This is a genomic window from Phytobacter sp. V91, from assembly GCF_965644225.1.
In the GTDB taxonomy this organism is placed as follows: domain Bacteria; phylum Pseudomonadota; class Gammaproteobacteria; order Enterobacterales; family Enterobacteriaceae; genus CBFFRJ01.
Genome location: NZ_CBFFRJ010000033.1, coordinates 21,563 through 41,892, shown reverse-complemented (window position 1 = coordinate 41,892; position 20,330 = coordinate 21,563). Strand labels below are relative to the sequence as shown.

General features: G+C 54.3%; 21 protein-coding genes and 1 pseudogene. 14 read left to right on the top strand and 8 right to left on the bottom strand.

What is annotated here, in order from left to right; all coding sequences use genetic code 11:
- A pseudogene (locus ACSZO4_RS09100) lies at positions 1–120 on the top strand (IS5/IS1182 family transposase); the annotation flags it as partial.
- Here the strand turns inward: ACSZO4_RS09100 and ACSZO4_RS09095 are convergent.
- Together ACSZO4_RS09095 and ACSZO4_RS09090 are read right to left on the bottom strand one after the other, a co-directional pair.
- The gene (locus ACSZO4_RS09095; RefSeq protein ID WP_437888590.1) at positions 109–621 is read right to left on the bottom strand and encodes a DNA-binding protein; all 513 of its coding nucleotides are present in this window, start codon (positions 619–621) and stop codon (positions 109–111) included. The pseudogene ACSZO4_RS09100 and the gene ACSZO4_RS09095 overlap by 12 nt on opposite strands.
- A gap of 2 nt (positions 622–623) precedes the next feature.
- Positions 624–848 (bottom strand): helix-turn-helix domain-containing protein, encoded by a 225-nt coding sequence (locus ACSZO4_RS09090; RefSeq protein WP_437888588.1) that lies wholly within the window; start codon positions 846–848, stop codon positions 624–626.
- A 170-nt stretch (positions 849–1,018) separates the two neighbouring features.
- Here ACSZO4_RS09090 and ACSZO4_RS09085 point away from each other — a divergent pair, with 170 nt between their 5' ends.
- The 9 genes from ACSZO4_RS09085 to ACSZO4_RS09045 all read left to right on the top strand — a co-directional run bounded on the left by ACSZO4_RS09085 (position 1,019) and on the right by ACSZO4_RS09045 (position 10,477).
- Entirely contained in the window at positions 1,019–1,642 is a 624-nt protein-coding gene (locus ACSZO4_RS09085; RefSeq protein ID WP_437888586.1) for a helix-turn-helix domain-containing protein, read from the top strand.
- A 690-nt stretch (positions 1,643–2,332) separates the two neighbouring features.
- On the top strand, positions 2,333–3,871 hold the full coding sequence (locus ACSZO4_RS09080) for a methyl-accepting chemotaxis protein (RefSeq protein WP_437888584.1): 1,539 nt from the start codon (positions 2,333–2,335) through the stop codon (positions 3,869–3,871).
- A gap of 54 nt (positions 3,872–3,925) precedes the next feature.
- Entirely contained in the window at positions 3,926–5,008 is a 1,083-nt protein-coding gene (locus ACSZO4_RS09075; RefSeq protein WP_437888582.1) for a mannuronate-specific alginate lyase, read from the top strand.
- A 161-nt stretch (positions 5,009–5,169) separates the two neighbouring features.
- Positions 5,170–5,304: a stationary-phase-induced ribosome-associated protein gene (sra, locus tag ACSZO4_RS09070; RefSeq protein ID WP_437888580.1), complete on the top strand. Its 135-nt coding sequence runs from the start codon at positions 5,170–5,172 to the stop codon at positions 5,302–5,304.
- 175 nt (positions 5,305–5,479) lie between these two features.
- Positions 5,480–7,177, top strand: coding sequence for an NAD-dependent malic enzyme (locus ACSZO4_RS09065; protein WP_437888577.1), 1,698 nt, complete (start codon positions 5,480–5,482; stop codon positions 7,175–7,177).
- Between the two features lie 312 nt (positions 7,178–7,489).
- Positions 7,490–9,208: an ABC-F family ATP-binding cassette domain-containing protein gene (locus tag ACSZO4_RS09060; RefSeq protein ID WP_437888575.1), complete on the top strand. Its 1,719-nt coding sequence runs from the start codon at positions 7,490–7,492 to the stop codon at positions 9,206–9,208.
- Between the two features lie 121 nt (positions 9,209–9,329).
- The gene (locus ACSZO4_RS09055; protein ID WP_437888573.1) at positions 9,330–9,767 is read left to right on the top strand and encodes a VOC family protein; all 438 of its coding nucleotides are present in this window, start codon (positions 9,330–9,332) and stop codon (positions 9,765–9,767) included.
- Between the two features lie 144 nt (positions 9,768–9,911).
- Positions 9,912–10,190: a type II toxin-antitoxin system RelE/ParE family toxin gene (locus tag ACSZO4_RS09050; protein WP_437888592.1), complete on the top strand. Its 279-nt coding sequence runs from the start codon at positions 9,912–9,914 to the stop codon at positions 10,188–10,190.
- Positions 10,190–10,477: a HigA family addiction module antitoxin gene (locus ACSZO4_RS09045; RefSeq protein ID WP_437888571.1), complete on the top strand. Its 288-nt coding sequence runs from the start codon at positions 10,190–10,192 to the stop codon at positions 10,475–10,477. The genes ACSZO4_RS09050 and ACSZO4_RS09045 overlap by 1 nt, the downstream gene beginning before the upstream one ends.
- Positions 10,478–10,505: 28 nt before the next feature.
- Here ACSZO4_RS09045 and araJ read toward each other — a convergent pair whose 3' ends face one another.
- Positions 10,506–11,681: an MFS transporter AraJ gene (gene araJ, locus ACSZO4_RS09040; RefSeq protein WP_437888569.1), complete on the bottom strand. Its 1,176-nt coding sequence runs from the start codon at positions 11,679–11,681 to the stop codon at positions 10,506–10,508.
- A 222-nt stretch (positions 11,682–11,903) separates the two neighbouring features.
- Between araJ and yddG the strand changes: the two genes are divergently transcribed.
- From yddG to ACSZO4_RS09025, 3 genes are all read left to right on the top strand, one after another.
- Entirely contained in the window at positions 11,904–12,785 is an 882-nt protein-coding gene (yddG, locus tag ACSZO4_RS09035; RefSeq protein ID WP_437888567.1) for an aromatic amino acid DMT transporter YddG, read from the top strand.
- Between the two features lie 65 nt (positions 12,786–12,850).
- On the top strand, positions 12,851–13,297 hold the full coding sequence (gene parS, locus ACSZO4_RS09030; protein WP_437888565.1) for a type II RES/Xre toxin-antitoxin system antitoxin: 447 nt from the start codon (positions 12,851–12,853) through the stop codon (positions 13,295–13,297).
- Between the two features lie 3 nt (positions 13,298–13,300).
- Positions 13,301–13,777, top strand: coding sequence for an RES family NAD+ phosphorylase (locus tag ACSZO4_RS09025; RefSeq protein WP_437888563.1), 477 nt, complete (start codon positions 13,301–13,303; stop codon positions 13,775–13,777).
- Here ACSZO4_RS09025 and ACSZO4_RS09020 read toward each other — a convergent pair.
- Positions 13,743–15,263, bottom strand: a complete 1,521-nt coding sequence (locus ACSZO4_RS09020) for a SmvA family efflux MFS transporter (protein WP_437888561.1) — start codon at positions 15,261–15,263, stop codon at positions 13,743–13,745. The two genes, ACSZO4_RS09025 and ACSZO4_RS09020, sit on opposite strands and share 35 nt — an antisense overlap.
- Before the next feature lie 113 nt (positions 15,264–15,376).
- Between ACSZO4_RS09020 and ACSZO4_RS09015 the strand changes: the two genes are divergently transcribed.
- A complete protein-coding gene (locus ACSZO4_RS09015; RefSeq protein WP_437888559.1) occupies positions 15,377–15,973 on the top strand; it encodes a TetR family transcriptional regulator in 597 nt (198 codons plus the stop codon).
- On the opposite strand, the gene ACSZO4_RS09010 is transcribed toward ACSZO4_RS09015, so the two are convergent.
- From ACSZO4_RS09010 to ACSZO4_RS08995, 4 genes are all read right to left on the bottom strand, one after another.
- The gene (locus ACSZO4_RS09010) at positions 15,948–16,790 is read right to left on the bottom strand and encodes an arylamine N-acetyltransferase (RefSeq protein ID WP_437888558.1); all 843 of its coding nucleotides are present in this window, start codon (positions 16,788–16,790) and stop codon (positions 15,948–15,950) included. The genes ACSZO4_RS09015 and ACSZO4_RS09010 overlap by 26 nt on opposite strands.
- A 75-nt stretch (positions 16,791–16,865) precedes the next feature.
- Entirely contained in the window at positions 16,866–18,521 is a 1,656-nt protein-coding gene (locus ACSZO4_RS09005; RefSeq protein WP_437888557.1) for an ABC transporter permease, read from the bottom strand.
- A 42-nt stretch (positions 18,522–18,563) separates the two neighbouring features.
- The gene (locus tag ACSZO4_RS09000; protein ID WP_437888555.1) at positions 18,564–19,532 is read right to left on the bottom strand and encodes an ABC transporter substrate-binding protein; all 969 of its coding nucleotides are present in this window, start codon (positions 19,530–19,532) and stop codon (positions 18,564–18,566) included.
- Positions 19,529–20,230, bottom strand: a complete 702-nt coding sequence (locus ACSZO4_RS08995) for an ABC transporter ATP-binding protein (RefSeq protein ID WP_437888553.1) — start codon at positions 20,228–20,230, stop codon at positions 19,529–19,531. The genes ACSZO4_RS09000 and ACSZO4_RS08995 overlap by 4 nt, the downstream gene beginning before the upstream one ends.
- Between the last annotated feature and the right edge of the window lie 100 nt (positions 20,231–20,330).

The window sequence follows — 20,330 nt, the reverse complement described above, 5'->3', positions numbered from 1 at the left end:
TTTGGTCGCCTGAAAGAATACCGGCGCATTGCAACACGTTACGACAAAACGGCGAGGAATTATCTTTCAATGGTCAAGCTGGGTTGCATCCGATTGTTTTACAAGAGGTTATGCAATTAAGGGACACTGCCTAGACAACTCCGCAGCCTTGAGCAGATGTGCGGGCAGCCTCCCCTTACGGGATTCTAGGGAAACATAATTGACGGCTGCGGTGCGTGACATGCCAGCATCGCGAAGCTTTTCAACATACAGCGCCAGCGTGGCACGGGCATCGGCAATTTCTTTTTGTTTCTCAGTAAGATATCCCACCTCTCTTTCAAGAAGTGCCGGGCATTGACGTAATAACTTAAGTTCATCACGTGTTGTTGTATTCACACGTTGCGAAGGTTGACCTGAATCATCGCTATCTTGCTGCAGGATCTCGCGATAATGGCGCTCCCTGATAATTTCACGAACCTGTTCCGGCAGACAGTCGATGTGGTATTCAAAAGCTTTACTTCCAGAGCGCTTACGTACCAGCTCTGGGGAATTACAGGCGACTTTATTTAGGCTATATCTCAACCCTTGTTGAGTTGTCGGCAAACCAGGAAGCCCGACCAATTCGTTAACTGTCACGAACATGATTAGTCCTTGTTATAACGGCTTGGCCATATGGATGCAGGTGTCACATTGAGAGCATCAGCAATGATGCGCTCTCCCTTCGGGTATGAACGATGCAACGCATTTTTAAGTGTGTCGGGTTTGAGACCTGCACTGGTGGAAAGACCACGCATAGTCACACCTCGCTTGTGAAGAGCGGCAACAATGTCAATACGGTGCCAGTCATGCTGGACTTCATTTCTTTCCATACTTCGATTACCCTAAATAGTTAACCGTGCGGCTTATCCGTTGGTGTAATTATTGATCCACATAGAGCACAAGTAAAGCAAAAGAGCTCCTTTCTTTTGCCTTTATGAGCACAATGAATTGCCTTTTTTGGGTTTTGTTATTTTTTTCATATAGTTAGGAAGGAAAGAAAATGATTTCAGAAAAAGAAAATGAACTTGCTATAGAAGATAATGGAAAAGAAAGTATTGCCGACCGCTTGAGAACACTCATCGGGAACAGAACTGTGCGTGCCGCAGCGAACGATTGGGGCTTGTCGTTCTCCACATTAAACAACTATTTGACGAGGGGGACGATTCCATCACTCAAAGTGGCAATAAGTATTGCGAGGAAGGAGAACGTCTCGATAGGATGGATAGGTAATGGCGTAGAGACAGTTGTATGCGATGAGATCCATAGCTCGACTAGTTCGGAGAAAACGCACCAATCCGCCGTGGACAACAGCATTCAAACAGCAATGACAGCTACACCAATTAAAGACGAAAAATTCTTATCTTTGACGTGGGCTATGTTTTTTGAGGCCTTGAACTCTCAGGAAAAAAACCAGCTAATTGATGTGTTTGCAAAAATAGGGGTTAAAGGTGTATTAGCATTACTAAGCGGTGAAACATCCCATGCAGAAAAATGGTTAACGTTGTCTCCGAACGAGCAAGAACGCTTGCTGCGGTTGCATGAACAATTGAAAAAAGGGACACCTGAGGCCGATCGCAGCGTAGCCGATTCAGACCTAACAATAAATGACAAGAAGGCCGGTTAAGCAGATGAATTGTGATAACCAACTTCTTTCTTTGTCGTCTTAATATACGATAAATGGATTGATGCAAAACATGCTTAAACGGTCTTTAAATTCGATCTAAACGCAAACATAAGAATGCAAAATTAATCGCAAAAATATCTAGTTTTTCTCATTATTTTTTTTCAGTGCAGATTCAATAAATTTCCGCAATCCCAGTCCCCATAAGCCTTCGCGGCAATTTCAAAGACTCACCTTTCCATGCAGAAACGATCACCTCCCCACACCACTGCGGGCAGATTTAGCTATACTTCATTTGCTGTTGCTATTGAAGCGTAAAAATCCTTCCCGATTATGACAAATTTTTTACAGTAATGTAGATCTATTAACCGGCGATGTTAATGTTTCTTTTTTTTATCGGTTATTTTCACCTCACTTCCGCATGTCCCACCATTAATTTGCATTAGGCAAATAAATCTTACCGGCTAAAATTTGATCGTTATTTTTTCTTTTGCAAAATCATAACAATATTTAAATAATAAGAAGTAAGTCTAACTTAAAAAATATTTACACTGCCTACTTTCAGTTATCCACTTATTAGTGGAAAATGACCCTGCGTTAAAAAAACATTCCAACTGACTGGTAAATATAAAAAAGCCATTAGCGGCATAGCCTATTCAGTTTTATTGTTCGCAGTTCATTATGGGGTTATTCATGAAGCGTAACACTCCCGTTACACAGAAAGAGCTTTTGCTTAACGAAGGCACTACGCTGTTATCAACAACGAGTACGCATAGTCATATTACCTATGCTAATACGGCGTTTATTGATGCCAGTGGATTTACTGAAGATCAGCTCGTCGGTGAGGCTCACAATATCATCCGCCACCCGGACATGCCCCCTGCCGCCTTTGGGGACTTGTGGTTTACCATCCAGCAGGGAGAGAGCTGGACCGGGTTGGTCAAAAACCGTCGGCAGAATGGCGACCATTATTGGGTGCGTGCGAATGTTACTCCGGTATATCAACAAGGAAATCTAACCGGATATATTTCAGTACGTAATATACCTTCACGCGAAGAAATAGAAGCCAGCGATAATTTATATAAGCAGGTAAATGAGAATAAACTACGCGGCTTTCGTTTTTATAAAGGGCTGGTGGTAAGGCGTGGCCTGCTTTCTTTCTTATCGGTGTTTCAACGAATCAGCGTCAGCCGTCGTATCAATCTGGGTATTATCACCGCAGCGGTATTACTGAGTGCTTTGCAATTTACTGAATTAGGCGCACTGGAAAAAGCCGGAAGTACACTGATTACATTAGCGGCGCTTTCGTTTTATTTACTGGCGCAAGTTTCCCGGCCACTGAAAACCATTCTTACTCAGATGCAAAAAGTGGTCTCCGGGCGTAAGTCAGATTACTACACCTTCAACCGTGTGGATGAGATTGGCATGCTGCTGCGCCTGGTTAACCAGTCGGGGTTAAACCTCAATTCTCTGGTCGGCGATGTTTCAGCCCAGATCAACGGCATCCGTAAAATCAGTCAGCGCATCACCGAAGAAGGCGAGTCTCTGCAAAAACGCACGGAGGAAACCTCAGCGGATCTGCATCAGACTGCCGCAGCGGTTGAAGAAATCGCCAGTGCCGTCAAACAGACCGCAGAAACCGCCTCCGAGGCCATGCACCGTGCCGATGAGACCAGCACCAATGCGACAAACAGCGGCAAGATTATGAAACAGGCCATCGCCATGATGCAGTCGCTCTCTTCGGACAACAGTAAGATTGTTGACATCATCGGCGTGATTGACAGCATTGCCTTCCAGACCAATATCCTGGCGCTTAATGCCGCAGTGGAAGCGGCGCGAGCCGGTGAGTCAGGGCGTGGGTTTGCCGTTGTGGCAGCGGAAGTACGTAACCTGGCTCAGCATTCTGCGTCAGCAGCCCGTGAGATCCAGACGCTGATTGAGCAGAACGTCACCAATGTGAAAAACGGTGTCGATATGGTCGAAAATACGGAAAAACATTTAACGACGATGATCGATAACGTCCTGAATATGTCGACCATGATTAAAGAGATTGGTACGGCCACTCAGGAACAGACGCTGGCGCTGGAGCTGATTAACACTTCGGTATCACGTATTGGCACCATGACCCACAATAACACCAGCATGGTGGAAAACGTCACCATCACGGCAGAAGATCTCTCAGAACGCGCGGCTCGTCTGCACCGGGCGGTACATGTGTTCGGCGGCAGCTAAGCACATTCGGTGAGCGTGCTATAGTCAGTTTTTTGTTATACAGGTAGCACGCTCATGTTTTCTTTGCTCCGGGTCTTCCTGCTGTTGCTGATTGCTGTTTCGACGGCGCAGGCGAAGCAGGCTTTGGTTCCGCCACCGGGTTATCTGCGCCCACCCGCCAGCACCCCTGCATCCCCTTCCCGTTTTCGCTGCCCGGACTTCCCTGCTCCCTTTACCGCAGCGCTACAGTTTTCCAGCAAATACGCCGGTTCCGACGGCGCCCGTGCCACGCTAAATCCAGTCAGCGAACAGGACTTCCACCAGCAGACCTCCGCAATCACAACCCTTGAAAAGCAGGTGAGCCAGTTGGTTATCGGCTATGAGCGTGACGGCGACCCGGCCCGTGTTGCCTGCGTGGTCAAGGGGCTTGCAGGCTGGGCGCAGGCAGATGCCCTGAGCGCAACGGACACCAACCATACCGGCCGTTCGATGCGCAAATGGGCGCTGGCCAGTTTGTCCTCGGCGTGGCTGCAACTGCAATATTCCCCTCAGCAGCCGCTAAAGGCCAGGGCTGCGCCTTCTGAACGCATTGAACGCTGGCTGGGTCAACTGGCCGACCTTGTGGTCGCCGACTGGTCAACCCTTCCGCTGGAAAAAACCAACAATCACAGTTACTGGGCCGCGTGGGCCATCATGGCAACGTCGGTGGTGACCCAGCGCGAGTCCCTTTTTCAGCACGCGCTGGCCATCTACCGGACGGCGGCATACCAGGTCGATAAAGACGGTTTCTTACCCAATGAACTGCGCCGTCGGCAACGGGCGTTGGCGTATCACAACTATGCTCTTCAACCGCTGGTGATGATCGCCCTTTTTGCCCGCAGCAACGGGGTTGAGGTGACTAAAGAAAACCATAATGCCTTGGCACGCCTGGCGGAACTGACGATCGCCGGATTACATGACCCGCAGGCCTTCCGGCAGAAAACCGGCAGCCAGCAGGATCTCGCCTTTAGCCACCAGCCGACAAATCTGGCCTGGCTTGAAGGCTGGTGCGCGCTGGAGCACTGCCCGGAAAGTCTTGATGCCTTTCGCCAGCAGCAGCGCCCGCTGCGTAACACGCGACTGGGTGGCGATCTGAGCCGGTTGTTTGCCACGCCCTGACTCACGGACTGTTCTGAAAGCCGATCCCGTCGGTTGCAGCAGGCGCAAAGATAGCAGAGGATAAGCCCTGCGGGACGACGTATCCCCGCGCCGGAAGAGATGACATCAGCCCGCAAACTTACGGGCTCACCCTTGAAATATCACTGGATTAAGGAGTACATATGAAGTCGAACCGTCAGGCACGTCATATCCTGGGGCTGGATTATAAAGTCTCAAATATCAGGAAAGTAGTGAACAAAGATGGCAGTCACAGCCTGGTCACCCACCGTTCAGGTCGTCATGCCCGCGTAAACTAAGCGCACTTTCATACTCTGCCACCCCGCCCGGGGTGGTATTAACTCCATAAAATTCATCTCCTAAATCATGCACGCATCAAGTATTTAACATTTTGATGATTTATACTGGCGCGCGCCGCAGTACCCCGACGCGAGCACGCATTCGCTGCGGGTTCAATGACTCAGGAGTTGTAAGATGTATTCGAAGCATAATAAAAATCGTTCGTTGTATATTCCTTATGCAGGGCCACTGTTACTTGAATTCCCGTTGCTCAACAAAGGCAGCGCCTTTAGCGTCGAAGAGCGAAGCAACTTCAACCTGCTTGGCTTACTGCCGGAAGTGGTGGAAACCATTGAGGAACAGGCCGAGCGCGCCTGGTTGCAGTATCAGGGCTTTAAGACGGATATTGATAAGCATATCTACCTGCGCAATATCCAGGACACTAACGAAACCCTCTTTTACCGTCTTGTGGAAAATCACCTCGACGAGATGATGCCGGTTATTTACACCCCAACCGTAGGCTGGGCCTGTGAACGCTTCTCCGAAATCTACCGTCGCGCGCGCGGCGTGTTTATTTCCTGGAACAACCGCGGCAGCATGGATGACATCCTGCAAAACGTGCCTAACCACAATATCAAAGTGATTGTGGTGACCGACGGCGAACGTATCCTTGGTCTGGGCGATCAGGGCATTGGCGGTATGGGGATCCCTATCGGCAAACTCTCGCTGTACACCTCCTGCGGCGGCATCAGCCCGGCCTATACGCTGCCGGTGGTACTGGATGTCGGCACCAATAACCAGCAGTTGATCAACGATCCGCTGTATATGGGCTCCCGTCATCCGCGTATTACCGGGGATGATTACACCGCCTTTGTGGATGAGTTTATCCAGGCCGTGACCCACCGCTGGCCGAACGTGCTGTTGCAGTTCGAAGACTTCGCCCAGAAAAATGCCATGCCGTTGCTCAACCGCTACCGCGATGAAGTGTGCTGTTTCAATGATGATATTCAGGGAACGGCCGCGGTTACCGTCGGTACCCTGATTGCCGCCAGCCGTGCTGCAGGCAGCCAGCTCAGTAATCAGAAGATTGTCTTCCTCGGTGCGGGATCTGCCGGTTGCGGTATCGCCGAACAGATTGTCGCCCAGACGAAGCGCGAAGGACTTAGCGAAGACGCCGCACGTCAGAACGTCTATATGGTTGACCGTTTTGGCCTGCTCACCGACCAGATGCCTAACCTGCTGCCGTTCCAGAGTAAGCTGGTGCAAAAGCGTGAGAATCTGCAAAGCTGGGACACCAGCGCAGAAGCCATCTCCCTGCTGGAGGTGGTGCGCAATGTGAAGCCGGATATTCTGATTGGCGTTTCCGGCCAGGCCGGTCTGTTTACGGAAGAGATCATTCGCGAAATGCACAAGCATTGCCCGCGCCCGATCGTTATGCCGCTCTCCAACCCGACCTCCCGTGTGGAAGCCACGCCGCAGGACATTATCAGCTGGACCGACGGCCAGGCGCTGGTTGCCACCGGCAGCCCGTTTGCCCCGGTCGTGTGGAATGATAAAACCTATCCGATCGCCCAGTGTAACAACTCCTATATTTTCCCGGGTATCGGTCTTGGCGTTATCGCCTCCGGCGCATCGCGTATTACTGACGATATGCTGATGTCGGCCAGCGAAACCCTGGCAAAATACTCGCCGCTGCTAATCAACGGCGAAGGACTGGTGCTACCTGAGCTGAAAGATATTCACGTGGTCTCCCGCGCCATCGCCTTTGCGGTGGGTAAAATCGCCCAGCAGCAGGGTATCGCGGTCAAGACCTCAGAAGAGGCGCTGATGCAGGCCATCGACGACAACTTCTGGAAGCCTGAGTACCGTAACTACCGCCGCACCTCAATCTGATCTGCGGTTTCAATTTACCGGGTGAGGCAGTAACGCCCGCCCGGTAAACCTTGTGGCATTCTCTCTCCCCCCAGGCTACACTCCTTTCACTCATCAACTTACTGAATAAAAAGGAGGATAATTATGCTGTACAGTGAAATCTTTTTCGTTTCACGTACTATTGGTGATCGCACCAGCTCAAGCGTTATCGGTATCGTGCTGCGATAACTTCGGCTTGAGCGAAGCTAACTAACTCCCTTCCCTCGGGCTTACCGGGTTATCGTCAGCGATGTTTGACGAGGCATTTTTATGCCTGTAACTCTTGAGTAAGAAATGAGCACATTACTGTCTGCACAATCATTACGTGTTGAAACGGCCTTCGGCCCGTTATTTTCTGACATCTCCTTTACCCTGAAACAGGGCGATCGGCTGGGCCTTATCGGCGATAACGGCTGCGGCAAAAGCACGCTCTTAAAAGTCCTCGACGGCACTCTTGCGCCGATAAACGGCACGGTCTCGGTCGCCAGTCACTGTCTGCTGGCGCGGGTTGAGCAGCATCTTCCTGATGCGCTACGCCCGCTAACGCTGCTGGATGCCGTGCTGGCGCAGCTCCCGCTGGAGGCGCGTGAAGCCCAACGCTGGCGGGCTGAATCGCTGCTGGCGGGCATGGGGCTGAGCGCCAGCGAGATAAACCTCCCGGCGGCAACGCTGAGCGGCGGGCAGCATACCCGTTTGTTACTGGCCCGGGCGCTCATCAATGAGCCGGATCTGCTGCTACTGGATGAACCCAGCAACCATCTCGATTTGCCCACCCTGCTGTGGCTTGAGCAGTTCCTGCAACGCTGGCAAGGCAGTTTTGTTCTGGTCTCCCATGACAAAGTCCTGCTGGATGCCGTGACCAATGGCAGCTGGATCCTGCGTGATCAGCAGTTGCACTGTTTTTCCCTTCCCTGTTCTGCGGCTCGTCAGGCGCTGAGTGAGCGGGATAGCAGTGATGCACTGCGCCGCAAGGCTGAGCAAAAGGAAATTGACCGCGTGACCACCAGCGCAAAACGGCTGGCGACCTGGGGGCGGGTCTATGACAACGAAGACCTGGCCCGCAAAGCCAAACAGATGGAAAAGCAGGTGGAGCGCCTGAAAGAGAGCCAGACACAACTTACCGCCGGTTCTCAGTGGCGTCTGGCGTTGCAAGGCGAACCTCTGGTGGCCGATCGTTTGCTGGCGCTGGAAAATCTGGCCGTTTGCGCCGCCCCGGAGCTTCCCGCTCTGTTCAGGGTTGCGCTGGCGCGGATAAAAACCGGCGACCGGGTCGCGATTATCGGGCAAAACGGTTGCGGGAAATCCTCGTTACTGCGTCTTATCTGGCGGCATCTGTCGTCCGCTGACGGTGTGCCGGAAATCCAGCTGCATCCGCGTCTGCACAGCGGCTATTACGATCAGTCGCTTGAGCAACTGCCGGATAACGCAACGCTGCTGGACGCACTGACCCCTTTTGCCCCCTCAGCGGAACTACGTAAAAAAACCCTTATCAGCGCGGGTTTTTCCTGGTCCCGCCATGGACAAAAGGTGGCGACGCTAAGCGGTGGCGAACGTTCGCGTTTGCTGTTTGTTGGCCTGTCGCTGGCGCGTTACAACCTGGTGTTGCTGGACGAACCGACAAACCATCTGGATATGGCCGGTAAAGAGACGCTGGCACAGACTCTGGGGCAGTTCAGCGGCGGCGTGTTGCTGGTCAGCCATGACCGGGAACTTATCCGGGCCAGCTGCAACCGCTTCTGGCTCATCCACGACGGGCAGTTTAGCGAATGGCATGACGTTGATGCCGCCTGCGCCGTCCTCGGTGAGAAGTCGTCGCTTGCCGGAGATATGTCGTCGTCACCTCAGATTTCCGCTATTGCCGGTGAAGATGAAAACGACGCCCTGCTGGAACGGCTGATCGAGCTTGAAGCCCTGCTTGAGCAGGATCTGGCCCGCAAAGTCGCCCATCAAAAACCGGCCCGACAGGCGCAGTGGCGAGAGGAGATTAAGCGGATAAGCGCCATTCTGCTGTAAGTGTTAACCCCATACCGGCGGGTTATGTGCCGGTATGGGGCATTTGCATTACCGCCACTCTGCTCTTACGCTCATCTGAACCCTGATTTTTTGCTCACCATTAACTAAAGGAGAAGTGCAGATGGATATCTCTGCAAGCGGGCTGGATGTACTGTTTATTGCGGGTTTTGGCCCCATTCCCCGCGATGTGAAAGCGAGCGCCGCCTTTTATCAGGCCACCTTAGGTCTTCCCCTGAAAGGGATGGAAGGCAATGAAGAGTATCTGGTCGCCGATCATGATGCGCTTAAGGGGGCTAAACACTTTGCGCTCTGGCCGCTGTCGCAGGCGGCTGAGTCCTGCTTTGGCAAAGAACATTGGCCTGCGGATCTACCGGTGCCGCAAAGCTGGATCGAATTTGAAGTGGAAGACCTGAGCCGTGCCACGCAACATTTGCAGGACCAGGGTTACAAATTGCTGGTGGCTAATCGCCTGGAGCCCTGGGGGCAAAGTATCAGCCGGTTACTCAGCCCCGAAGGCATGCTGGTCGGCTTAAGTATCACCCCGTGGATGCGGGATTAATATTCTGCGAGCCGCCCTCCTGATTACAGACAATATGCTAACCGCCACACATATTTTCCCTTAAGGTTATTTGATGGTGGAAGGAGTGTTGCGCATGACGCAACAGACTGTATATTGTTCCGCGGAAGGGAACAGGGAGTGATGATGATCAGGAGTTTTCGCCACAAAGGACTTCGGGACCTGTTTCTTAATGGCACGGAGCGCGGCGTAAAGGTTGAGCATATACAACGATTACGCAGAAGACTTGCTGTTATTCACGCGTCGTCACATCTCAATGATATCGACCTGCCTGGCTATCGGTTACATCCTCTCGGGGGCGCCAGGCAGGGCATTTGGGCTATTACGGTTTCTGCCAACTGGCGATTAACCTTCGAGTTTAGCGATGGTGATGCCTGGATTCTTGATTATGAGGACTACCACTGATGAAAATGGCGAATCCCCCCCATCCCGGGGAGATCATTCAGGAAGCACTGGATGAGCTTAATATTGGCCTGCGGACTTTTGCCCGGGCAATGGATATTGCGCCGTCAACGGCAAGTCGCCTGTTGTCCGGGAAAGCCGTCCTGACGCCAGAGATGGCCGTCAGATTGTCGGTGGTTATTGGTAGCTCAGCCGATATGTGGCTTCAGCTGCAAAACGCCTGGAGTCTGGCCCGGGCACAAAAACATATCGATATTTCGACACTTCAGCGTCTTATGACGTTACCTTAACCGCTCCCTTTCAGGAGCGGTGCTCTTCTCAGGCCAGAACTGGCCCTTCTGGCCGGCTGCGACGGGTCTTCATATACCCGTACATCAGTAATGACGACATTGCCGAGAACGAAAGAATGGCCGCCGGCAGCGTGACATAATCCCAGCTCAGGCCAATGGTTATCATCAGCCCGCCAAAATACGCGCCAATCGCACTGCCAAGGTTAAAGGCGACCTGACCACCCGCCGCCCCCAGCAACTCGCCGCCTTTGGCATTCTGAATAAGCAAAATCTGCAAAGGTGCGGCAAGCGCAAACAGGCCCGCGCAGCAGATAAAGCCCATGGTCAGCGAAGCTATCTTATTTTCACCGAACGCAAACAGCATCAGCAGTGACAACACAATCACCAGGTCGGTGGTGGCGGCAATACGCAGCGGACTAAAACGCCCGGACAATCTGCCGCTCATCAGGTTTCCCAGCACCATACCTAATCCCATCAGCATCATGATGACGGTCATAAACAGTTCCGGGAAACCCGAGACATTGAGCATAAACGGCTTCACAAAGCTGAACCAGGCAAAGACCCCCGCATTACCAAACATGGTGGCAGAGAAAATAAGCCAGGGCTCTGGTTTTTTCAGAAAGCGAAACTGCTCAGACAGGCGCGTTTCTGCCCTGTCGTAAAGTTTTGGCACCCAGACAATAATCGACAGCATCACCAGAAGGTTAAAGATGGCGATAAGAAAGAAGGTGTAGCGCCAGCTAAACGCATGTCCCAGCCATGTGCCAACAGGAACCCCGGCCAGGTTTGCGACCGTCATCCCTGCCACCATCCCCGCAACCGCCAGGGTTACTTTTCCCGGCGGGGCGATTTTTGACAGCAAAATGGTGCCCACGCCAAAGAATGCGCCATGCGGAAAACCGGAGACCAGCCGCCCAATCGCCAGCATGGTATAGGAGGTTGAGAAGGTAAAAATTACATTGCCGACCGCACACATGGCGACCAGAAACAGCAGGATCGTTTTCAGCGAGAATTTACTGGAAAACAGGGCGATGATCGGCGCGCCGATCACCACGCCAAAAGCATAAAAGGAGATCATGTTCCCGGCGGAAGGAATGGTAATGCCGACATCTTTCGCCAGCTCCGTGAGCACACCCATAATGCCAAATTCCGCCATGCCGAGGCCAAAGGTGCCAAGTGCTAACGAAAAAATCGTCTTTTTCATACCACAACCACTTGTTAAAAAAATGCAGCGGTTATTATCAGCCATTGGTTAAGTGTGATCCAGATCAAATCAGCGTTCTGGCGGATTAATCCATATCAACGCCACGGATTGTGAATGTCCGTCCCTGTGAGTGCGGCTAAGTGACGCAAGAGTTTGCATAGCAGGCAAAGTACTATACATTCCCCTGTTTGCCGTTGTTAAAAGTAAAAAAGCAGGATGGATGTGAATAAACAAAGAGCAACATTGACCGGCCTTGCCGCCATTGTTTTGTGGAGCACGATGGTGGGTTTGATTCGTGCCGTCAGCGAAGGACTGGGACCGGTAGGAGGAGCGGCGATGATCTACACCCTGAGCGCGATCCTGCTTATGTTCACCGTTGGCTTCCCTGATTTGCGGCGTTTTCCACGCGGCTATCTGCTGGCGGGCAGCGTTCTGTTTGTCTGCTATGAACTGTGTCTGGCGTTATCGCTGGGCTATGCCGGAACGCGCCAGCAGGCCATTGAGGTCGGAATGGTCAATTATTTATGGCCCAGCCTGACAATACTCTTCGCCATTCTGTTTACCGGTCAAAAATCCACATGGCTGGTAGTGCCGGGCTTGCTGCTGGCGGTTGTCGGCGTGAGCTGGGTTTTAGGCGGTGAACAGGGCATTAATCTGCACGATATCCGGCAAAATATTCTCTCCAGTCCTCTCAGCTATGCGCTGGCCTTCGCCGGAGCCTTTATCTGGGCGATGAACTGCACCGTCACCCGCAAATATGCCCGTGGCGCAAACGGCATTACCCTGTTTATTCTGCTGACGGCAGCCACGCTGTGGGTGAAGTTTTTCCTCAGCGAACAACCGCCGATGCAATTCAGCGTACCGGTGGTTATCAAACTTGTGCTAACCGCCATTGCGCTGGGAATGGGTTATGCTGCCTGGAACGTCGGGATTTTACACGGTCACGTGGCGGTACTGGCTGCGGCCTCTTACTTTACGCCAGTGTTGTCTTCTGCGCTGGCCGCCTTTGTACTAAGCGCCCCGCTCTCGTTCGCATTCTGGCAAGGCGCCATAATGGTCTGCGCTGGTTCGTTACTTTGCTGGTGGGCGACCCGTCAGCAGTAACGAAGATTGCCCCGCCTGTTCATTTGAACTAAAATAAATATCAAATGAACAAAAGGAGCGCACCTATGCAACTCTATACTCCCGGCACCCGTGCCGCAGCGCACGATCTGCTCAGTATTCTGGGACTGCCCGCGACGGCGATTGCGGCCCATGACAGCATCAGCGTGGGACTGAATGCAGGCGTGCTGCGCGATATCGCAGGCGCCGTCGCCCTCGATGAAGTCATGCTCTGCCGGATGGCGGGTATTGACCGCAACACCTATAACCGTCGCCTTAACAGCGCTGAAAAACGCTTCTCCCCGGAACAAAGTGCGCGGGTTTACACTTTAGCCCGGGTGATCAGCGCCGCCCGCGAACTCTTTAATGGCAACAGCGAGCGCATGGCGCAGTGGCTCATTAAACCGGCCAAGGGACTGGGCGGTAAAAAGCCGGCGGATTTGCTCTCCACCCCCGCCGGAGCGGAAGCCGTCCTGACGCTGATCGGCCGTATTGAACACGGTGTGGTCAATTAATTAATGGAAAACATCACCTTCTGGCGGCTGGTAAAAGACAAATACGCCGCCACGGCCTTCGATGGCTATGGAGCCCGCACCTGGGGCGGACGCTGGAATTCCCCCGGCAAGGATTGCGTCTACCTCGGTTCCTCCAGAGCCTTGTGTGTGCTTGAAACCCTGGTCCATCTCGACATTGAAGATCTTGCCCTCGGCTACTGCTTTTTAACCCTCAACGTTCCCCGCAATCTGGTCGCCACCCTGGATTTAGCGTCACTGCCTGAAGACTGGAAGGCCGATCCGCCGCCCGTCTCCACTCAGCATATCGGCGATGACTGGCTGGCATCGACAACCAACGGCCTGATGCTGCGCGTCCCCAGCACCATCACCGGCGAGTGGAACGCGCTGTTTAATCCCGAGCACCCTCAGGCGGCAAAGGTACTGAAAAGCGTCAAATCCGAACCCTTTACCCTCGATCCCCGTCTGGCTCGACCCTGCTGACGGTTTTATCAAGCCCGGCAAGGCTAAACCAGACGCCAAAAGCCAGCAGCAATAACAATGCCCCTGCAGTTGCCAGCGCCACGCTGTGCGAGGTAATAAACGCTGATTTCGCCGCAGAAATAACCTCCCCGGAGGTGGGCAGCGAAAGCCTCTGCGCCAGCTGAAATGCCTCGCCAATAGAGGAAGACGCCTGCGCCGCCTGTTCACTACTCAGTCCGCCTGGCAGCGTGATGGAGGTGGAGAAGCTGCGGGTCAGGATCAGACCAAACAGCGCGATTCCCAGCCCCGCCCCAAGCTCATACCCCATGGTTTCAATCGCTCCCGCCGAGGCCGCTTTCTCTTTGGGGGCTGCCGCCATAATTGCGGCGGTAGAGGCCAGCAGCGCGCTGGCTGCGCTAAAACCTAACAGGGCCATCAGGATCCAGGCCTGGGTTTGCTGAGTGGCAAAGTTGGTGACCGACAAACCAAGAAAGCTGACGGCACTGAGCGCCATTCCCCCTGCCGCAACCTGCCGTAGCCCTAGACGTGAGACCAGTATTGCGGCAATCGGGCCGCTAAAGCCACTGGCCAGCATCACCGGCAGCATAAAAATGCCAGCGGCAAAAGGGGTGAAGCCGTGAACAAACTGTAATTCCTGCGCCATCAGCAGTTCAAAACCAACCAGGGCTATCATCGCCGTCACCGCCATCACCACCCCGGACAAAATAATCCTCTGGGCAAACAGCCGCAGATCGATCATCGGCACACTCGCCGCCAGTTGCTGGCGCACAAAAGCCATCAGCAGAATGCCGCCGACAGAAAAGGCCGCGGCCACGCCCCAGGTCGCAACACTTCCTTTGATTGCCGTTTTTGCACTCCACACCAGCAGCAGAATGGCCGCAATCAGCATAAACGCCTGCGCCAGATTCAGCGGCTGCTGACGTCTGCCCTGCTGAGGCGGTACAAAGCGCGCCGTCAGCATCATAACCAGCAGCACAATCGGGGCATTAATCAAAAATACCGCGCCCCAGTGGAAATGGGCCAACAGCCATCCGCCAATCAGCGGACCAAAGGCTGCGCCGCCGGATCCCACGGCGGCCCAGACGCCGAGCGCCATATTACGCTGGGCGGCGTGGGTAAAGGTGGTGCGGATCCCGGCAAGGGTCGCCGGAACTATCATTGCCGCACCTGTTGCCAACAGCGCCCGCGCAGCAATCAACTGCCCGGCAGAGCCGGAAAACGCCGCCAGCAAAGAAGCAAGGCCAAATATCCCACTGCCGGTAAGCAGCAATCGCTTAAAGCCAATACGATCGCCCAGCGCCCCCATCGGCAGCACCATTCCGGCCATCACCAGGGAATAGATATCGATTATCCACAATAATTCGTTACTGCTGGTCGCCAGTTCCGCGCTGAGCGTCGGGGATGCCACATGCAACACCGTGGCATCAATTGCCACCGGAATATAGACCAGCACAATAATAACCAGCGTCAACCACTGCCGAAACATAACACCCTCTTTCATTTGTTGGACACACGTCCAGAAATGCGATCCTACGGAATATTGAACATCTGTCCAGCTTTTTGTTAAACTTCGCCCGATCAATGGATAAAGGGGGCTATGTGGCTTATTTAACTCGGGATCAGCGGTGTGAGATCATTTTACAGGCCGCCATACGCGTGGCCCTTGCCGAAGGCATCAGTGCAATGACGGTACGCCGGATTGCGACCGAAGCCGCCGTGGCCACTGGCCAGGTCCACCATCATTTCGCCTCGGTGGACTCGTTAAAAGCGCAAGCCTTTATCCGTATCAGCCGCGACGTTCTGGAGGTCAACGTGTTGCCTGACACCGCCAGTTGGCGGGAACGTTTACACGCGATGCTGGGCAGCGATGAAGGCGGGCTGGATGCCTATATTCACCTGTGGCGGGAAGTGCAGTTGCAGATCAGCAAAGAAGCGGAACTGAAAGCCGCCTGGGTGCTGAGCATGGAGATGTGGCACAACAAAGTTGTGGAGATCATTTCTGCCGGGGTTGCGGCCCGGGAATTCACCCCCACCGACACGCCAGAAAACATTGCCTGGCGCTTAATCGCCCTGGTCTGTGGGCTGGATGGTATCTGCGTGCTGGGCATACCAGATATCGACGACTCCACCTTCGACAGACATCTGGATGCCAGCATACATCAGGAGCTGTTTAGCGCCCTTCCTCATGAAGATTAAAACGTGACATTGTCACCTCGAGAGCATCCGCGCTGAAGCCATACTGCGGATGATCGGCCCCCTGACCAAAATGCTCTTGCAGCAGCCCATGCAGGCTCCGGGCATCGGGGGCAACGATCTCTTTGATAACCTGGCCTGCTTTCCACCAGGTAAAGTGAAAGTTGGTGAGCGTCAGTTTGCTGCCGTCAGTGAAATGGCGGCACATCAATAAATGATGGCGGAAATGGGACTGCGGCCAGTGCGCCGAATGGAAATTGCCCATCACAAAATCGGCCTGATACTGCGGCCCTATCTCTAACTGGTACATCGATTGCCATTTTTCATGGTGGCGGAACTGCAAAATCCAGTCAGTTCCGGCAGGCTGCAGACGGTACAGACCATGCGGCGTCTCCTGCTCAATGTTCGCCGCCAGACGCACTGGCGCGGTCAGGGTTTGCCCGCCGAATCCAACGTCGGCCAGCCACTGTTGATCGTCCAGGGTCACCAGTAGCACCCGGTGAGTACGCGGCGGCATCTGCGCCGGATTTGAAAGCACCACCCGGCCCAGCAAACTGCGGACGTTAAACCCAATCTCACGCAGAACGCGTTCAAAGAGTCCATTCTGTTCAAAACAGTAGCCGCCGCGACGGGCGACCACCAGTTTGTTAAAAATCGCCTCGTCGGTCAGTTCGATTTCACGGGGCAGCACCACATCGAGGTTTTCAAACGGAATGGCCGCGTTGTGCAGCGCATGCAAAGACCGCAATGTGTCGATACTCACATCCGGTTTACCAGCAAAATCAATACGGGCGAAATAGGCGTCCAGAAAAGGGGTCATAACCAGCTCCTGCTATAGATGTCCTTCTGTTATAACGTATTTTTTCTGGCTGATGGGCGATTTTGTGCTCTGTATTTATCGTTGCGTGCCACGCTGCATAATCGCCAGCGCAGTCAGCATTAATATAAGCCCGCTGACCAGCGTTAAGGTTGCCATCGCCATTCCCTGCCCGACCGAACCCTGCTCAAACTGCCGCCAGATAAAGACGGCGACGGTCTGCGTACCCGCTGGCGCCAGCAGTAACGAGGTCACCAGTTCGCGCGAGGCAACCGCAAACACCATCAGCATGGCGGCTAACATAGCCGGGAAGACCAGCGGCAGAACAATATAGCGCAGCGCCTGAAAAGCGCTGGCGCCATGCACCCGCGCCGCAGGTTCAAGGTTGCCGCCGAGCTGACGCAAAGCGCTGCTGACATAGCGTACCGGCCAGGGCAGCAGTAAACAGCAATAAGAGAGCAGCAAAATAAACCAGCTGTTATAAGGTGAAACCGGCCAGAAAGTGCGGTTCCACAGCAGGATCAATCCCACCCCAACGACAATACCCGGCAATGCCGCAGGCATCAGCGACAGGGCATCAATCACCTTACGACCTTTGATTTGTTGCACCACCACCAGCCAGGCGGCAACTAATCCCACACCGCCGGTGACCAGCGCCGAGGCCAGCGCCAGAGACAGGCTGGTACCCAGCGCCGTCAGCGCATCCCCTTGCTGAGCAAATAACGCCGCGTAGTGGGCGCTGGTGGCATTGGCCAGGGATAATCCCCCCGAGAGCGTCGACATCACCCCAGTGACCGCCATCGAAAGCCCTGGCACCACGACGGCCAGAAAGCCGACAAACGCCAGCGCCAGCACCATCGGCACGGCCATCATGCCGGGATTTGCGCCCATGTTTTCCGTCGGTTTACCCGTCACGCTGGTAACATCTTTGCCCCCCGTCAGCTTGCCCTGCAGCCACCAGGCGCTAAGGGCAATGGCTATCAGGCTCAAAGAGAGCACAAAAGCCCCCGGCAGATCGACGGGCCAGTCGGCAAGCCGCTTTTCAATGCCCACGGTGAGCATCACCACTCCGGAACGCGCTCCCAGTGCCGCCGGTACGCCGTACTCTTCAGTTGCCAGGGTAAAGGCCAGCAACATGCCCCCGGCCAGCGACGGCGACAGCAAAGGCAGCGTGATATGCACAAAGGCACGCCAGGGCGTTGCGCCATGCACTCTGGCCACCAGCGCCATTCGCTGCCCGCTGGCAAGCAGACTACGGGATACGGCAAAATAGACCACCGGGAAGATATTGAGCGTCATCACCAGTACGATCCCACTCTTGCTGAACAGCAGATTATTGAGATCAAAACCCAGCAGTTGCGCCAGATAGCCGTTGGTTTGCAGCACCAGCATCCACGACAGCGCGGCGATATAGGGCGGCGTCAGAAAGGGGATCAGAAACAGCAGATCCCACAGCCGCGGACAGGGTAAGTTAAACAATCCCCGCGCCACACCGAGCGGCAGGCCAATACAGGCGCTGAGCAGGGCAACGCCGGTCGCAATCTGCAGCGTACCGGCAAACATGGCCGCCAGTTGAGGCTCCGCAAGCAGCGGTCCGATCCCGGAAAATGCCCCGCTAAGCTTTCCGGCACTGAACTGCGGAAAGATGGCCTGCAGCACAATAAATAACAGCGGTAACGCAACCAGCACCACCAGCACGGTGAGGGTTGCCAGAGAGAGTAGTCGTTGGTTCACAGCGGCAGTCCGAAAGGCGGAGTTGCCCCCGCCGGGTAAAGGTTACTGGGCGAAAAGTGCGTTAAAGCGTTTAAGCACATCGCTACGCTCGCTGGTACCGTCGTTTTTGGTGGGCAGCACCTTCAGTTCGGTAAACAGTGGACGTTTTGCCTGTACATCGGTACGGGCCGGCATCAGCCAGGCGTCGGCCACCATTTTCTGCCCTTCCGGCGAGAGCACGTAGTCAACAAAGGCTTTCGCATCGGCTTCATGCGGAGTGGTTTTGAGGATCATCATCGGGCGCGGGGCAATCACCGTTCCGCTGGCCGGGAAAATCACCTTCAGAGATTCCCCCTGTTCAATGTTGCCGTAGGTCACGTAATCGACCGCGCCAAAGACCGCTGCTTTTGCCCCCTGCATAACCGGCGTCACCGCCTGAGCGTTCGGGCCGCTCACCACCATGCCATTGTTTTTCAGCGCATCGAACAGAGACCAGGCCTTATCGCCCATCCCATTTTGCAGGCCGATCAGCAGATCGAGGGAGGCCCCGGACAGTGCCGGATCCGGGGTCGTCACCTTGTCTTTAAATTCAGCGCGGGTCAGATCCTGCCACTCTTTTGGCTCCGGCGTACCGCTTTTGGTGTTCCAGACGATCCCCAGCGCAGAGATACCCTGAGCAATATAATCCGCGCTTTTCAACGTGGCCGGTACATTTGCCGCATTGGCGCTCTGATAAGGCAGCAACCAGCCGCGGTTATGCAAATCTTCGGCGGTATCCCAGGAGGCGGAGATCAGGATATCTGCCTGCGGATTGGCCTGTTCAGCCTCCAGGCGGGCCATCACTTTCCCGGTGGTGGCCTGAAAAACATCCACTTTCACACCGGTCTTTTTCTCAAAGCCGCTGGCAAGGCCTTTTGCCAGGGTGCCTGGACCGGCGGTATAGACGGTAAGCGCATGGGCGCTGGACATCATGACAGACGATAACGCCATAGCTAACACAACTCCTTTCTTCACGGACAGTCTGGCTTTCATGCAATTTCCCCTGAGGATGATGTAACAGAACGGATGGCATCCACCCGACCAGCAGACAGATGAACGATACGGTCAGCGATGATCCCGGCTTCACCGCGATCGTGAGTGACATAAACAGCGGTAATACCGAGCTGGCGAAGCAGTACGGCCATATCACGGCACAGCGATTCACGCAGTTCACTGTCGAGATTGGAAAGGGGTTCATCAAAGAGTAATACCCGTGGCTCGGCGACTATCGCCCTGGCCAGCGCAACGCGCTGCTGCTGACCACCGGACAACCCCGAAGGTTTACGCTTCGCGAACTCGCCAAGCCCGACGCGTTCAAGCGCTGCGGCCACACGGGTTTCCCGTTGTGCACGCGGAACATTGCGCATTTTTAGCGGGAAGGCGACGTTATCTTCGACGGTCATATGCGGCCAGAGGGCATAGTCCTGAAAGACCATGCCAATATCACGTGATTCCGGCGGCAGCGCCCATCCGGCTTTTGCCACCAGCCGGTTACCGAAGGTAATGGTGCCCAGCAATGGTTGAGCCAGTCCGGCAAGCAGCCTTAACAGGGTACTTTTGCCGCAGCCGGAAGGGCCGAGCAATGCCACAACGGCGCCGGCGGGAATATGGAGATCGATCTGATTGAGAACGGTATGCGTACCAAAAGCATACGAAACACCGTCAAGGCGGATATCAGTGAACGCGTCCATTAGCGCCCTCCCACAATGAGAAAGCCGCAAACACCCGTGGTCTGCAACCAACGGGGCGCGTCCACCTGCACATAAGTCAGGGGAGCAAACATATTGTTAT